The sequence below is a fragment of the Mesorhizobium newzealandense genome (genome assembly GCF_042682145.1).
Lineage (GTDB): Bacteria > Pseudomonadota > Alphaproteobacteria > Rhizobiales > Rhizobiaceae > Mesorhizobium > Mesorhizobium newzealandense.
Genome location: NZ_JBHUGZ010000012.1, coordinates 424,408 through 438,844, shown reverse-complemented (window position 1 = coordinate 438,844; position 14,437 = coordinate 424,408). Strand labels below are relative to the sequence as shown.

Below are 14,437 nucleotides of genomic sequence, written 5' to 3'. Positions count from 1 at the left end.
GCTTTCGCTGTAACAAAAATAACAGGTGCATCACAAATGATATGCAGCTGAAACGATTTAAAATATAAATCACAAATGCAATTATTGCCTAAAGAATTTAACATAACAATTAATTATCTCTCTTGCCTTCTATGCTAAGGTTAAAAATGCGTCGCGTCCGTAAGACTGATTTTATGCCGCTCACCGTGCGCCGATATAGTCTATAACGCGTGGACATACGAAAGATCGGCTCCTGCCAGCTCAGCCGGACGGAGCCATAGGGCAATGCAAAGAGCTTGGCCGCCAAGGCAATGGTCGAGCAGAAGGAAAACGAAATGGCCCGGACCGAAGACAAAGTTGGCGAGAAGGATCGAACTGCCTGCGTCCTGGCATTGGACCCTGCCAAAACCTCCGGTCATCTCCATGCAGTCGCCGAAGAAACGACCGAGCGGGCGACAGGAGCTTTTGTCAAATTTGCGTCGGATGCTGAAGACGCCGGCAGAATGCTCAAAACCATCTTCCAAAGCGCAAGAGCCGTCGGCAACGGACTGTCGTTGGAGACGCTTGCTCTATTGCGGACCAACGCCGAGGCCGCCTTCTCGCATCTGTGGGCGTTGGTTGGCGCGAAGGCGCCGTCGGAGGCTATGGAGCTGCAGTCGAATTTCTTGCGCCAGAGTGCTGAGATGTGTGTGGAGCAGGCCAGGGAATTCCAAGCACTCACCATCATGGCGGCAGCGGACCTCTCCAGGCCGATCAACGACGTCTTGGAGAAAGCGCTGACGGACTTCGAGGCGACCTGATGATGGTGGCGGCACTGAAAGGTAATCCTTTTCGACTCCGTAGCCCGCCGGCTCTAAGGGCACCGCCGATGATGGAGGTGAGCCGTGGGTGCATCGGGCGCATGTTTTTCGATGAGTACGGCTGTTGGTTGGTTAGGTGAAAACCCTTCCCCAGGTGCATGTGGGTCCGCCTTAAAGACGTCTCGGAGCGTGCCGGAGGTGGCGCGAAACTTATGCGACCGCTGCTCTCACCGACGCGGCATCGGCGCGATGAACGATTTTCGAGGAATGGGATCATGTCAGGGCTTGAGGAACTGCAGAGAAAAGTCCGCAAACTGCAATCGCGCGCGGGAAATGCGAAGATGGAATTGCACGACCTTGCTGAAGATCTCCCGGTAAACTGGACTGAGATCAAGGCGGTCGCCGAGAAAACGTTCGACGTGTTTGCCGAGTTGGATGCTGCCAAGAGAGATCTCGCCGCGTTGGAGAGTTCGCCATGAGTAGCACTTTCGTCACCCGCGATGGCTCCTATGGGATGCCGCAATATCTGACCGCTATTGACGGCACGACCTGCATCGGCTGCGGCCGCTGTTTCAAGGTCTGCTCGCGCGGGGTCATGCATCTTTACGGCGTCGATGACGCCGGTGAAATCCTCGGTACCTGCGACGGCAAGGACGATGACTTCGATGGCGAGCTCAATCGCATGATCATGGTGGTCGACCATGCCGGCCGATGCATTGGCTGCGGAGGCTGCGCCCGCGTCTGCCCGAAGAACTGTCAGACCCATGTCGCGGCGACCAGGTCGCGGCATGACATGACGAGACAAACGAGGAGAATGGCGTTGCCTTTTAGAACTTTTTTTCGCGTCCTGGTGCTGGTTCTCTGCAGCAACGCTGTGACTGTCTACCTCGCCTCGCATTCGGTCCGACTGGCAATCGTTACCACGCTGGGCTGCTCCCTGTTGCTTCAGATGGTCTATTTTGCACGCGTGCTCTTTCTGGTCTGGCGGCCCTCGCGACGCTGGGCAAAGGGCTGAGCATTTCGGCAGTTGCAAGGACGTTGGATGCCAGCCGCCAGACTGTGATGAGTTGAGAATGAATCTTCAGTGTACCTTAGCTCGCTCCGATGGCCGGCATATCGCTTCTCCCTTGAGGCGCACTGACAAGATCAGAGTTCAGATTCGCGACACTTTGGATCAACCACGGACATTGGGCTGATCGTTGGAGAACAGGTGCGCTGGCTATGGTCAGAGGGGATCGCATTGCGGTCGTTCTCAGATCGCCTTTAGGGGCGCTTCCGTCGCCGCTTTGGGTATCGGAATCTCTCGCTTCCCGCTTCGCGAAGATTAAACACTGGGCTGGACCACGAACCGAACCCCTCGCCGGATGAGCTTCACCAGAATCTCGCCTCCCAGTCGCTCTGCCAAGACCAAGTCTGCGCTTTGTCGATCCCCATGAGCGGCATGCGAATGACAAAATGCTTGTCTAGCCCAAGGTTCAGCGCAAGTTGCATCGCCCAAATGTAGTATCCGACAGTCCCGGGTAACCCGAATGATCCGTCTCGGCAGACGCCGGTGACGACGTACTTCGCGCGCTTCCGGCAATACGACGGCCGCGAAGTCGAGGAACAGTAGGTTGCGGCCAGGCACGAAGGTATTTGGTTGCCTGCTCGCTTTCGTCGCGCTCTCGACGTCGCGCTCTCGACGTCTCGCTTGAGTGCGATATCGCTGACTTGGCCGAGCATGGCCATATCAATCAGATGGTCCCGCGCAATCGGTAATGCCAGGGGGAAAGTCTCTTCGAATGCCCTCGAGAGGTGCGTGTCGGACGGCGAGGTCGATTCGATGCCGCTGCCCATAGTCGAAGCTGATCGGTACTTCGGACTGGGCTGACCGACAGGGCGCTTCGTGGGCGTGAGCAAAAGCGTCAACTACCAGATGCTGTAGTATCAGTGCTTGCCCGAAAACTCTAGAAACGATCTTGGCTAAACTCATCGACCCAGAGGGATCGCATGCAGAGCAAGGTGACGACGCTGGAGGTCGCGAAGTACCAAACGCATTTTAATCACGCCCGCATAGAACGCGACGCCGACGCGCCGAGGAACCCGGAATGAATACCGACGCTTTTACCACCCATGAGTCCAATGTTCGTCGCTATGGACGGTCGTTTCCTACAGTCTTTACGAAGGCGCTTGGGGCGACAATCTGGGATGAGGCAGGCAAACCTCATATTGATTTCCTTGTCGGGTCTGGCGCACTCAACTACGGACACAACAACCCGACTATTATGGCGCCAGCAATTGAATATCTCGTCGGCGAAAACGTTCTTCTGTCGCTTGATATGTATACAGCGGCAAAGCGTGACTTCATTGAAGTGTTTGTCGATTCGATCCTGAAGCCCAGAGGCTTTTCTTACAAGATACAGTTTCCTGGGCCGACCGGCACAAACGCCAACGAAGCAGCGCTGGCACTGGCCCGAAAATATACCGGTCGCTCGGGCGTCATGGCCTTCACAAATGCCTTCCATGGCATGTCGCTCGGCTCTCTGGCGGTATCGGGTTCGGCGTCAACCAGGGAGCTAGGCGGCGTTGCCCGTCACGATGTGATCCGTGTCCCTTACGACAGCTATCCGAACCAAACTTTCGATTCCGCAGGTTACATCGACTGCGTATTGGGCGACCCAGGCAGCGGAATAGAAAAGCCGGCCGCGATCATTCTGGAGACCATCCAGGCTGAAGGCGGCATGAACGCCGCATCCGCAGCTTGGCTCTCAGAAATTCAGCGCATTTGCCGCAAGCACCGCGTTGTCTTGATCGTCGACGACATTCAGGCAGGAGCGGGGAGAACGGGCGAGTTCTTTTCATTCGAGTTCGCGAAAATCGAACCCGATATCGTGTGCCTTTCGAAATCCCTGAGCGGTTCGGGCAGTCCGTTGTCTATTGTTCTGATTCGCCCCGACATGGACATATGGAACCCGGGCGAACACAGCGGGACCTTCAGAGGCAATAACCTCGCTTTCGTGACTGCAGGGACGATGTGCAAAATGTGGTCCGAAAGGCAGTTTACTGCAGGCGTCGAGCGGACGGCTGGCAACCTGCAAAGACACCTTGATCGTCTGGTTGCGAAATTTCCCACTTGCATCGAGGAAAAGCGCGGCCGCGGTCTGATGGCCGGCCTCAAGTGCCGTTCCCAGGCTGTTGTCGGGCGTGTGCACGATGCGGCATTCCAAAATGGCCTGCTGATTGAATCTTCAGGGCCAAATCGGGACGTTATCAAAGTCCTCCCGCCGATAACCATCACTGACGAAGAACTCGATCATGGCATCGCCATCTTAGATCACGCACTGCAGGAGCAAGGCATTGGAAACTAACCAAGTATCTCAAGCGCCAGCCCTCTCGCCTCTTGTTATCAAAGAACGAACCGGCTCGATCGACATTGCGGAGGTCATCGCAGTCCTAAAAGGTGACATCACCGCTCTACACATTCGGCAAGCTTTCAGCACCGAAGTAGCAGAGGAGATCACCGCAAACTTTAATCGCAATCCGGGTCTGAAAGAGCGCAGAGATGGCGTTCCTGGACAATATGTCGGCGCATCTCACTACAGGAAGGATGCAGCCACCTATTTTGCAGAGGCAGAAAATGCACGCCCGTTCGTCGACGCCCTTTTTGGCAATTTGGTTGATCCTGCCCGCGGATTATTCGACGCGTTGAAGCGGGAGCTTCACAAGCAGGGGATTGAATTGCGGCTCGCCCGCTCGGACGACGGTCAGGCTAATATTTGTCGCGCTCTTAGCTGGTCTGGCGGGGGCGCGTATGCCTTGGAACCGCACGACGACGTGGCTCAAGTCCTGTGCGCCGGGAACGATTACGAGCTTCCTGCGGTGGCTCACAACACCGTCGCCGCCCTCAACTTCTATCCTAGTATGCCCGAGGAAGGTGGCAATCTGCGGCTCTGGAGCCATAAGCCGACAGTCACCGACCGAAAGTCGCAGGGTGTTGGGACCACGGGCTATCCCTATTCCTCCGCTTATCTCAAGGCCGTTCCTTATCGCGACCTCCAGCTTAGGGCAGGGGATATCGGCCTGATCGACGGCGGATTCGTTCACGGGGTCACACGACAATCAGGTAACGGAGACCGTCGCCTGCTGCTGAACAACTTTTTCGGATTTGCGCGGCCGGATCTGGTTCTCTGGTGGACCTGACGTTGGATGTCGCAGCGATTGGCTGTTCTTCCGCCGACAGGTGTCATATCGGTCGCAACGCGAGGGGGTGGGTTGTCTAATCGCAGATCATTGATCAAGTCTTTTTTGAATAGCCCGAAGACGCCATTGCTGTTTTTTGGACAGACAGCGAACAGGAGGCGATGTTACGATCGCGCTGCCTGGTCTTCTTCGCGCTGTTGATGATCGTTTGCCGGGAGGCATGGTTGTCTTCGCGGTCGACATCTGTTCGCCGCATTATGGATATTCGCAAGGCGAGGCCTTCCAATGTAATTAACGCAGTTTGCGTGGACGTTACGCACCTGCAACCCACGATAGCGGAATGGCCCGACCTACGTCCCGGCAGGGACGTCTCGGCGTGTCCGAAGAAAGGACGCAATCTGGTTGTGGCTCAATTTCAAGTCATGAGTGGTCTCCCATGCCATGCGGTGCGATCTCAGGCGGTCGCGCCGGCGGACCGATCAAAAGGCTCGCCGGTTTTCAGCATTGTGTGCATGATGACAGCGAGTTTGCGCGCCACGGCGACCGCGGCCCGCTTGAAGCCGACCTTTTTCCTGAGCTTCAGTCCCCAGGTTCGAAGCGTGCTGTCAGCAAGGGTTCTCGTTAGGATCACCACGGCAGCTTGATAAAGCAGACCCCGCAGATGGTTGTCGCCACGCCGCGATATATGCCCGTCAAAATCAACTTCTCCCGACTGGTAGCGCCGGGTGGTGAGACCGAGCCACGCACCAACTGAACGAGATGTCCTGAAGTTTTCCGGAGCCTCGATCGCTGAAGCGAAGGAGGCTGCGACAACCGAGCCAACACCCGGTATCGACACCAGCAGCTGACATGGCGCGCTTTCCCGCGCAGCGGCGACAAGCTGCCGATCAAGTTCCGCCGCCCGGTCGCGCACGGTGCGCCAGGTCTCGAGCAGAGGCAGGATAATCCGCTCCAGTCCCTTGTTATCGACAATCAGGTTTCGGACATTGGCTTCGAATCCGCGGCCGGCCCCCTTGGGAACGACCAGCCCGAATGTCTTCATCAGCCCACGGATCTGATTGGACAGCTCGGTTACGATCTTGATCAGCTGGCTGCGCGCGGCTACCAGTGTGCGGGTCAGCATGCAGTCATACTGCTTGACCCGCACCTCCGGTAAAAGCCAACTTCTGCAAGCTGCGCCAGACCGTCTGCATCGTTCGCATCGGTCTTGTTCGGCGCCATGTCGAGCGCCGCTTTGGCGTGACGGGCATCGATGCAGATCGCCGGCAGGCCTTCCCCCGTCAGCGCATGATAGAACCAGACCGATAAGGGGCCGGTCTCGAAGACGATCTTCTTCGCGTTGGGCGCACGCTTGCAGATCACTTCGGCCAGCAACTTCGGATCAGATGGGCATTTGCCGCGCCAGCTCCGCTTGCCATTCTGCCGCTGTTAACGGCTGCGAGAAAGCGCGGACAAATGGTGCCGAGGATTGTGGAGGAGAAAGCGGCCCGATGGGGCCGCTTTGTATTTTTTACCAGGAGGGATCGAGAGGATGGGGCTTTTGCCCTGTCTGCTCGTCGCTGGAAGGGTGCTGATCGTCAGGGGCTTGTTGGTGACGGACAAACTCCTGGATGTGGGGAGCATAACGGCTCCAGATGCAGTCTCGCAGATCGTCGAGGAGTTCGAAGACGGCGGCTGCTTGCTCGGGTGTCCATTCGGCATTGACGATGAACTGGATTCCACGCCCGAGACCGGACGGCTGATGAGGATTTCCGGTCATGCTGCAGGCTCCTTTTCGTCAGCGGCGTGGCTGGTGCGTTGTTGACGCTGCGCCTTCGAGCGCTCGGAGGCTTCCTTGAAGCGGTAAGAATCGCCTTCGATGGGAATGACCTCACAATGGTGCAAAAGGCGATCGACCAGACTGACGACGCAGGCGGCATTGGGGAAGACCTCCGACCATTGCGCGAAGGGCTTGTTGGTGGTGACGATGGTCGAGCGTTTCTCGTATCGGCGGCTGATGAGATCGAACAGCAGATCGGCATGACGGTTGGAATAGGAGAGATATCCGACCTCGTCGATGACCAGGATATCGGGCGCCGCATAGTACTGCAGCTTTCGGCGGAGCATGGAATCGCTGTCGATGGCGGCGAGCTCGCCGAGCATTTCGCTGGCGGTGCGGAAGAGGACCGAATGGCCGGCGACCAGCGCCTGGTAGGCGACGTTAAGAGCGAGCGTGGACTTGCCGACGCCGTTAGGGCCGATAAGGACGATGTTGGCGGCCTCCTTGACGAAGGACAGCGTCATCAGTTCCTCGATGGCGGCGCGATCGATACGACGCGGCCATTTCCAGTCGTAATCGGCCAGTTGCCTGAAGTGGCCAAGCCTGGCGGCGCGCATGCGTCGCCGCAATGAGCGGTCGGAGCGCTCTTCTTCCTCCCATTGAAGCACGGCGGCCAGCCACGGCGCGTCGGCGATTTCGTCCCAGTGGGCGATCAGGCCATTGAGGCGCAGCGCCCTGGCGCGGTTGAACAGGATGCCGGGATTATTCATCGTCGTTGCCTGCGGAAGTGAGTTGATCGTAACGGTCGAGCTTGTGGGGCTGTACGACCGTATCCTTTTTGCGGACATGCTCCGGCAGCCTTGTTTCGACCGGCGGTGGAGCGCCACGCGCGATCCGGCGGCGTTCGAGCGCGACGTGAACCGATCTCGAATGAGAGGCCCCGGCCTGCAAGGCATCTTCGACGGCGGCCTGGAGTTCGGTGGCGCCGTAGAGGTCGAGCAGTTTGAGCATGGCATTGGTGATCGCGCCGATATTGGCGCCGCGCTCGGCGGCGTGGATCATCAGTTTCTGGCAGGCCGGCACGGCGCGCGTCAAACTGTTGAGGCCCCGATGCTGGCGCGCTTCGCGCTTGACGGCGACGAGCGCCTTGAGGTGCCGGGGGTCTTCGATCTGCTGGCCCCGGTCGTAGCTGCGGCGGTGGCTGGCGATCATCGTGGCGGCATCGAATATCCGGACCTGGGCGAGATCGGCGCGCACGGTGAGCGTGCGCCGGACATGAGTATGGGGAACCGAGTAATCGTTCAGGTCGAAGCGGACATAGGGTGTCTTTCCGACCTTCGCGGCGATCTGCTCCTCGATGGGGTACGGGTTGGTGGGCAATGGCAGAAGCATGGGCTGCTCCTGCGCAAACACCTGACGAACCGTCATCGTCCGGTCCTCGGGGCATGGCCGGTCGGCGGCCTGGTTGCGGCACCATTGTTCGGCCTGGGCATTCAGATCGTCGAGGTCCTTGAACTTGCGGGCGATGAAGAAGGCTTCCCGGATGTGGCGAATGGCGCGCTCGACGCGGCCCTTTTCGTTGCCCCGCGCCACGGCGACGGGACGGGGCTCGAAGCGATAATGGCCCGCGAAGGCCAGAAGTGTCGGATGGAACCGGATGGCATCGCCGTGACGCTCAAGCACAGCGCTCTTAAGGTTGTCATAGAGCAGCACCCTGGGCAAACCATTCCAGGCGTTGAACGCACCGGCGTGGCCGCGCAGGAAGTTTTCCATGCGGGCATCAAGAAAGAAGCGCAGATAGATGTCGCGCGAGTAGGACAACACCATGACGAAGGCCATCAGCGGGCGGCGAGCCTTGCCGATTTCGATGTGACCAAAATGCGCCCAGTCGACCTGGCCTTGCTCGCCCGGCAGGGTGCGCAGACGCAGGAACGCTTCCGCAGCCTTGCGCGGACGGTGGAGCGCGATCATATGCCGGAAGTGGGAGGACGAGCCCTTGTAGCCGCGCTCCTGCACCATCCCGTACAGGCGGCTGGCGGTCAGGTCTGGATATGTCTCAAGCGTCCGCTGGACGAACGGCAGATACTCGTCGACCTCGGCGGGACGTATCACCGGCCTGTGGCGGGGCAGACCGGCCTCCTTCAGAACCCGGAAGACCGTCGTATGGTGGCAATGCAATTGCGTTGCGATCGTTCCACAGCGCCACCTCTCAACGTGGTACAGGCGCAGGATCATCGCTTCCTTCTCGGCGGATATGGTCATCGGTTGGGTCTCCCTAGTCGTGTTGACGGACATAGGCCCCTCGGCGACGCACGAAGCCGCCGCGAAAGAACGGCGGCAGCCGACAACTGCAGCGCCGGCAGCACGGAGCCGGAGGGATCGATGGCACCGCTTCAGCGGTGACGTCGTCCAGTGCGACGGTGCCGTCGATCAGGGGCGCGTTCAGTCGTGAACCATCCGGCAGACAAGGTGGAGACTGATGCGTCACGTTGTTTTTGCAGCGCTGGCGATATCGGCGGGAGCGGTCGGCGTGGGCAAAGCGGCCCCGGCGGGTGTTCTGGTAGCGCAGCCCCGCCGCACGCAGACTGTCACGGCGGGCTTCATGGGCGCAGTCAGAACCACAGAAGCGCTGACCCCGATCGCAATGCCGGCAAAGCAAGACCTGTGAGCGGCACCGTGCGCAGAGAAAGAAACGACCGGTTTGCATTGCGGCGGCGAACCTCTCGGAACGCCGTCGGGATTGCGGGGAAAAGCTCGACGGAATGCGCCAATGCCATTATGCTGGCGCATACCGTGAACCAGTCGGCATCAGTGCCCGGGGACCTGCAAGTCCCCTCACACGGGCCGTTGGGATAGGACATCGAGTTTACGTGGTAGTGGGTCGATGTCTGATTGCGGCGCTCCGCACATGTAGCATGCGCGGACGCAGCGCGGGATGCGCCTCAGTCGCCCTCCGGGCTCCTGTCGGCGCATCCCGCGCTCTCATCCCCAACCAAATCAGATCATCAGCGTCATTCAGCACCACTCCGAGCCGAATTCCGCATCAATTCCCTCTCGGCGCCATCTATACGCGGTTCTCAACCGCCATCGACACGAGCAGGATCTGCGCCCGCTTGAGCTTGCGAGCCGGCTGCTTGCCGCCTGCCAGCATCGCTGTGAGTTCATCGCGTTCGGGTTGGTCGAGATCGACACGATAGCGTAGATTCATCCAGAAAGCCTCCTCGGTTGCCAAGGGTTCCGGATGAATCGAAAATTGAATCAATTACTTGACGGGCAAACGCCTGCGGGTCCCAGCTTCACCGAAAAACAGGGCCAGTACCTCGCCTTCATCTGGGCTTATATGCAGATCAACCGCCAGCCGCCGGCCGAACGCGACATGCAACGCTATTTCGGTGTCACCCCGCCGTCCGTCCACCAGATGGTGCTAACCCTCGAACGCTCCGGCCTCATCCGCAGGCAACCAGGTGTCGCGCGCAGCATCCAACTGCTCGTCGACCACGACATCCTACCCAAACTTCAGCCGGTTCAACCCGTCATAACCTCTGTGCAGAGGTACTAGATCGAGGCGCAGTGGCGTTCAATGGCCGTCGCGCAGCCGCGTGACAGCGTGACGTTAGGAGGCACGGTGAGGAGCCTATCACCCGCGCTGCGCGATTTTGCAGAAAAACAGCTTAAGAAACAGAAAAGAAACGCCCAAGGGCGGGCTTTCAACCCTTGTCATGAAGATGTGCCGTGCACTGGGCCAATGCCTGCGGCAGTAATTACCCACCCTTTCGATGCGGCACGGTGCGTCGTCACTCGTCGTCGATGTCCGGGTACTGCGGGGGAGCCTTGCCGATCTTGCTGACGATCCTCGGGTAATTGGCATCGGGCTGCGCCTGCCCTGTTCCAATAAGTTCAACGCGGAAGCGCCACTCGTCACCGTAGTCGTACAAGAAGGTCATTGCCGAGCCCACCTTCTGGAAGGCTGTGCTGACGCGCGTGCCCTTCACGCTGCGAGAGCCGCTCCCCTCTATGTCGGCGAAGAGTTCGAACCGCAGGGGCGAGTCGAACAGCTTTCCCGTCAGCTTTGAATAGAAGCCGTAGGCGTGGTCCAAGTCGAAGCCAAATGCCGCTACGATGGCTTCGGCCAGATCCGCCAGCGTGCTCGAACTCGACACCTCGATGTCCCGACAAAGCCGTGCCCGAAGAGAGGCTCGGAAGATCAAGGTCGCGGGCTCAGTCATCGCAGATTTCAGGCGCTGACGGTTTGAAGGATGATTTTGAAGGAGTTCGTGCCTGGCGCGAGACGAGCCGTGTCGACGACGGTTCGAATGTCGGCTTCGCCCTGGGCGGCCCACATGGCGCGATAGCCGTTGGTGATCTTCCGTTGAACGACGGCGGGTCTCAGCGCCCGTTCGCAGGCGTTGTTCGTCGCGTCGACCATTCCTGGCCATTGGGCAAAGGTCAAAAGTTGATCACGAGCTCGCCTGAACTTGTTTTGGATGTCGCGGGCCAGATCGCACGACGTTGTGGTGGCGAAGATATCGTCCAGACTTCGCTCCAGGGCGCGACGCTTGCCGGCGATGGTCGAGGCGGCGAAGGTTTCCATACCGTCGGCTAGGGCGAAGGCCCTTTGCAGCCAACGTTTGAGCCGTGAGGGCAGCATGTCCTCACTTGCCTCGTCCGCATAGGCGACGTCGCGGGCGAGATGCGCCACGCAGGTCTGATGCGCATTTGCGTGACCTTGTTGTGCGGCATAGCGATCGGAACACCAGACGTCGGGCCGATGGCCGTCCATCAGGGTCCGGACCACGACAGCGCCGCGCGTTGGCGCCGCTTGATGAACAACCGCTTCGGCGCAGCGAAACACCCAGTGGTAGGCGTTGCTTCCTTCGATCCGCACGCCGGTCTCATCGGAGGCGATGACCTTGGCCCGGCGCAACGCCGCGACGGCCTTGTCGCACTCGGCCGCGAACGCGCCCTGCGCACGGCGCAACATGTTCATCAGTCCGCCCTGGCTAATGTTGAGACCGAAAAGGTTCGCGAACGCGCCCTGCAGCCGCTCGTAGGACAGGGCCTGGAAAGTCTTGAGATAGGTCGCTACGGCGTGCACGCGTGGCCCGAACGGCGTCCCCTTCGCCGCATCTGGCACAGCCGCGACGACCAGCGTGCCGCAGGACGGGCATCGGACTGCCAGACGCCGATGGCGCTCAATCAAAGGCCTGATCGCGGGAAGCTCAATCTTGTCGTGCTCGCTGACGGTTTCGGCAGCAAGATCGCTCGACAGGCTGGCGCGGCAGCAAAGACATTGGTCGGGATGATGATCGATGATGCGATCGGCATCCTCACTCATGGCGCGGCTGTGACCTTTATGACCCGCCTTAGCGCCGCCAGGCTTTGCCCTGTCCCGACGCGCCTTGCGATCGCTCGAAGGTGGCTTGGACGACGTGCGCGATGTCTTCTCTGGCCGCTGTATCCGCAGCACCAGATCGATCAACTCTTCCTTCGTCAGACGCTGCAAATCAGTGCGATCCATATCCCCATAGATTCAGGGATTCTTGCCCCTGACAAGGGCGTGAGTAATTACATGCGGCAACGGTGAAGCATCTATACCATCAGTAAATACGAGGTTGAAAGCTGACGTTGAATGTACAGTTCGCGCAAATGTGCAGCACGTTCGATTTGTCCAAGTAACACGTATAAGTAGTTACATAGAAGCGACACCAAAATTATATGGCGCTGACAGGTAACGCTTTGAACTTGCGCAAATCAGTGTTGCGAGTAGCGTCACGCCGCGAAGTATGCGCTGTGATGCGCTTCTATTTCATGCAATGTGCGTCTATTTCGATCGTGGGGGCAAAGACAGCTCGTCCATAGACGGTCTCCCTTTTTTTGGGAGGCACAGGTTGGAGCCACAAAACGGCTGCGGGTCCGCGAGCATACGAAATACGCAACACATCGCTGTCCTCCAAACTTCAATGTATCCAACGCTCTTTCGGCGGTTTGCTGAGGGAATGCTATCGGGAAAACCGCATATGTCCGGGAATGAAAAGCGCCAGACCGAGCTTTCAAGCTTTGTCATGAGGGAGGTGCAGCGAATTCTTGCCCAATGCGATGAGGCGAGACAGGGTGAAAAGGCTGCTGTTGTGCCTTCGGGTTCTGCCTCCAACGATTTGACCGCCGTGGCCGCCGAATTTCTTGGTAGGGTTGAGGCCGAAGCGGCGCGACGGCTAGACGCCCAGGCGTGTGAGATCGCTTCGCGACCCCGGCCAGCCGATCATCCCCACGGGCATCCGGTTCTGAAAGATTGCTCGAGAGAAAGCGCGCGCATTGCGGAGTGGGCTGGCCCGGTTGCAGGGTCGACGCGTCTTGAGAGACGTTTTGGAATACCTCGGTCCACGTTGCATTGGTGGCAGCGGCACAATGATGCCGCCGCAGCCCGGACAGCATGCGCAAGAGGGTTCGCGAACGATCCTGTTTCGCGGCAGGTTCGGGTTGAGCTTGCGCACCGGCAACACCCGGACCTTGTCGGTGTCGGCGACGATGGGCAGCTCGATATCGGGCACGCCGACGGCGAAATCTGTCTCGAGATCTTCGAGTTCGAGCAGCATCTGGCCCAGCTTCTCGGACGAGCGGCCGAAGGCCTTGCGATTGAAGCGAGCGATCTGCAGCTGCAGGCGCTGGATGCGAAGTGCGGCCTCGGCGCGCTCCCTTCGCAGTTGCTCATCGCGTTCGGCGATGGTGATGTCACGGGCAGAAACGGCCGCCTCCAGAAGGGCGATCCGGGCGAGGAAATCAGCGATTGAGGGGGCCTGTTCCGACACCCAAATTACATACCCGAAAGAGCTTCTTTACGGAAGCAGAATCGACACAGAATCAATAAGAAACGAGCAAAATCAGCCAGCCAGACGCGGTCGATAAATCTTGCTTGGCCGGCGCCAATCGATCCCGTCCAAAAGCAGCGAAAGCTGCGCCTTGGTGAGCGACACGGTGACCTGATCCTTCGTGGTTGGCCAGGCGAAACAACCCTCGGAAAGCCGTTTTGTAAAAAGGCAGAACCCCTGGTCGTCATGCGCCAGAATCTTGATGATATGACCCTTGCGTCCACGGAAGCAGAAGATCGCGCCAGTGTGCGGATTGAGCGCAAGCACCTGCTGCACCATCCGCGCCAGGCTGTTGATCCCGCGGCGCATATCGGTCGCGCCGCAGCACAAGTAAATCCGGTCGGTCGGCACCACCGTGATCACCTGGTCAACTCCGCCAGAACGATGCGCAGTGCTGTCGGATCGACGATCCCGTCGATCCGCAATCGCGCGCCGCTCGGAAAGGCCACGACGATCCTGCCGGCCGGGTCCGGGCAATCGGCGACGGGGCGTTCGACCTCGGGCAGATCGTTCACCTCGATCCGCGCGAAGGTCGCCATCGCCTGATCGGAATCAGGCTCGCCGCCGGCCATCTGCTTGCGCCAGGCATAGAGCTGTGATGGGGCTACGCCGAAAGCCTGCGCGACCTCGGTCACCGACGACCCCGCCGCGCTCGCCAGGTCGACCAACGCGCGCTTCTCTGTGCAACTCCACAGCCTTCGTTGCCGCGCGCGCCCGGGCGTCGTTGCACGGTCTTCGGCCGCCGCCGCACCACTTAACTCGGCGACCAAATCGCCCCTTGCATGTTCCAATGTCATGGCGCGAAAGCTCCATGTTTATCGGCCTATTGCAAGGTGCCTTGGCGCACCGCTTAC

The 14,437-nt window shown here is 59.3% G+C and carries 15 protein-coding genes and 4 pseudogenes; 8 read left to right on the top strand and 11 right to left on the bottom strand.

The window, feature by feature from the left end:
- The first annotated feature begins 275 nt into the window (after window positions 1-275).
- The 4 genes and pseudogenes from ACFSOZ_RS18630 (at window position 276) to ACFSOZ_RS18615 (ending at window position 1,794) form a co-directional block, all read left to right on the top strand.
- On the top strand, window positions 276-779 hold the full coding sequence (locus tag ACFSOZ_RS18630; protein ID WP_379100363.1) for a phasin family protein: 504 nt from the start codon (window positions 276-278) through the stop codon (window positions 777-779).
- A 275-nt stretch (window positions 780-1,054) separates the two neighbouring features.
- Window positions 1,055-1,258: a CCE_0567 family metalloprotein gene (locus ACFSOZ_RS18625; protein WP_379100361.1), complete on the top strand. Its 204-nt coding sequence runs from the start codon at window positions 1,055-1,057 to the stop codon at window positions 1,256-1,258.
- Window positions 1,255-1,560, top strand: a pseudogene (gene fdxB, locus ACFSOZ_RS18620) (ferredoxin III, nif-specific); the annotation flags it as partial. The gene ACFSOZ_RS18625 and the pseudogene fdxB, both read left to right, overlap by 4 nt.
- A 12-nt stretch (window positions 1,561-1,572) precedes the next feature.
- Window positions 1,573-1,794, top strand: coding sequence for an exopolysaccharide production repressor protein (locus tag ACFSOZ_RS18615; RefSeq protein ID WP_379100499.1), 222 nt, complete (start codon window positions 1,573-1,575; stop codon window positions 1,792-1,794).
- Between the two features lie 356 nt (window positions 1,795-2,150).
- On the opposite strand, the gene ACFSOZ_RS18610 is transcribed toward ACFSOZ_RS18615, so the two are convergent.
- The gene (locus ACFSOZ_RS18610; protein ID WP_379100359.1) at window positions 2,151-2,615 is read right to left on the bottom strand and encodes a 7-cyano-7-deazaguanine synthase; all 465 of its coding nucleotides are present in this window, start codon (window positions 2,613-2,615) and stop codon (window positions 2,151-2,153) included.
- Window positions 2,616-2,866: 251 nt separating this feature from the next.
- Between ACFSOZ_RS18610 and ectB the strand changes: the two genes are divergently transcribed.
- Window positions 2,867-4,126, top strand: a complete 1,260-nt coding sequence (gene ectB / locus ACFSOZ_RS18605; protein WP_379100357.1) for a diaminobutyrate--2-oxoglutarate transaminase — start codon at window positions 2,867-2,869, stop codon at window positions 4,124-4,126.
- A complete protein-coding gene (locus ACFSOZ_RS18600; RefSeq protein WP_379100355.1) occupies window positions 4,116-4,958 on the top strand; it encodes a 2OG-Fe(II)-dependent halogenase WelO5 family protein in 843 nt (280 codons plus the stop codon). The genes ectB and ACFSOZ_RS18600 overlap by 11 nt, the downstream gene beginning before the upstream one ends.
- Window positions 4,959-5,412: 454 nt before the next feature.
- On the opposite strand, the pseudogene ACFSOZ_RS18595 reads toward ACFSOZ_RS18600, so the two are convergent.
- The 5 genes and pseudogenes from ACFSOZ_RS18595 to ACFSOZ_RS18575 form a co-directional block, all read right to left on the bottom strand.
- A pseudogene (locus ACFSOZ_RS18595) lies at window positions 5,413-6,383 on the bottom strand (IS110 family RNA-guided transposase); the annotation flags it as partial.
- A gap of 85 nt (window positions 6,384-6,468) precedes the next feature.
- Window positions 6,469-6,717 (bottom strand): hypothetical protein, encoded by a 249-nt coding sequence (locus tag ACFSOZ_RS18590; RefSeq protein ID WP_379100353.1) that lies wholly within the window; start codon window positions 6,715-6,717, stop codon window positions 6,469-6,471.
- A complete protein-coding gene (gene istB / locus ACFSOZ_RS18585) occupies window positions 6,714-7,487 on the bottom strand; it encodes an IS21-like element helper ATPase IstB (RefSeq protein WP_095090368.1) in 774 nt (257 codons plus the stop codon). Before istB ends, ACFSOZ_RS18590 begins: the two co-directional genes overlap by 4 nt.
- Window positions 7,480-8,979 (bottom strand): IS21 family transposase, encoded by a 1,500-nt coding sequence (gene istA, locus ACFSOZ_RS18580; RefSeq protein WP_379100351.1) that lies wholly within the window; start codon window positions 8,977-8,979, stop codon window positions 7,480-7,482. Before istA ends, istB begins: the two co-directional genes overlap by 8 nt.
- An 802-nt stretch (window positions 8,980-9,781) precedes the next feature.
- Window positions 9,782-9,925, bottom strand: coding sequence for a hypothetical protein (locus ACFSOZ_RS18575; protein ID WP_379100349.1), 144 nt, complete (start codon window positions 9,923-9,925; stop codon window positions 9,782-9,784).
- Window positions 9,926-9,970: 45 nt separating this feature from the next.
- Between ACFSOZ_RS18575 and ACFSOZ_RS18570 the strand changes: the two genes are divergently transcribed.
- Window positions 9,971-10,276, top strand: coding sequence for a LexA family protein (locus ACFSOZ_RS18570; protein ID WP_245330990.1), 306 nt, complete (start codon window positions 9,971-9,973; stop codon window positions 10,274-10,276).
- Between the two features lie 235 nt (window positions 10,277-10,511).
- On the opposite strand, the gene ACFSOZ_RS18565 is transcribed toward ACFSOZ_RS18570, so the two are convergent.
- Together ACFSOZ_RS18565 and tnpC are read right to left on the bottom strand one after the other, a co-directional pair.
- The gene (locus tag ACFSOZ_RS18565; protein WP_095090355.1) at window positions 10,512-10,943 is read right to left on the bottom strand and encodes an IS1096 element passenger TnpR family protein; all 432 of its coding nucleotides are present in this window, start codon (window positions 10,941-10,943) and stop codon (window positions 10,512-10,514) included.
- An 8-nt stretch (window positions 10,944-10,951) separates the two neighbouring features.
- Entirely contained in the window at window positions 10,952-12,235 is a 1,284-nt protein-coding gene (gene tnpC, locus ACFSOZ_RS18560) for an IS66 family transposase (RefSeq protein WP_379100348.1), read from the bottom strand.
- 265 nt (window positions 12,236-12,500) lie between these two features.
- Here tnpC and ACFSOZ_RS38780 point away from each other — a divergent pair.
- Window positions 12,501-13,100, top strand: a pseudogene (locus tag ACFSOZ_RS38780) (hypothetical protein); the annotation flags it as partial.
- An 81-nt stretch (window positions 13,101-13,181) separates the two neighbouring features.
- On the opposite strand, the pseudogene ACFSOZ_RS38775 reads toward ACFSOZ_RS38780, so the two are convergent.
- The 3 genes and pseudogenes from ACFSOZ_RS38775 to tnpA all read right to left on the bottom strand — a co-directional run.
- Window positions 13,182-13,523: pseudogene (locus ACFSOZ_RS38775) on the bottom strand (transposase domain-containing protein); the annotation flags it as partial.
- Between the two features lie 72 nt (window positions 13,524-13,595).
- Entirely contained in the window at window positions 13,596-13,946 is a 351-nt protein-coding gene (gene tnpB, locus ACFSOZ_RS18550; RefSeq protein WP_379100344.1) for an IS66 family insertion sequence element accessory protein TnpB, read from the bottom strand.
- The gene (tnpA, locus tag ACFSOZ_RS18545; RefSeq protein ID WP_379100342.1) at window positions 13,943-14,380 is read right to left on the bottom strand and encodes an IS66-like element accessory protein TnpA; all 438 of its coding nucleotides are present in this window, start codon (window positions 14,378-14,380) and stop codon (window positions 13,943-13,945) included. Before tnpA ends, tnpB begins: the two co-directional genes overlap by 4 nt.
- Window positions 14,381-14,437 lie beyond the last annotated feature (57 nt).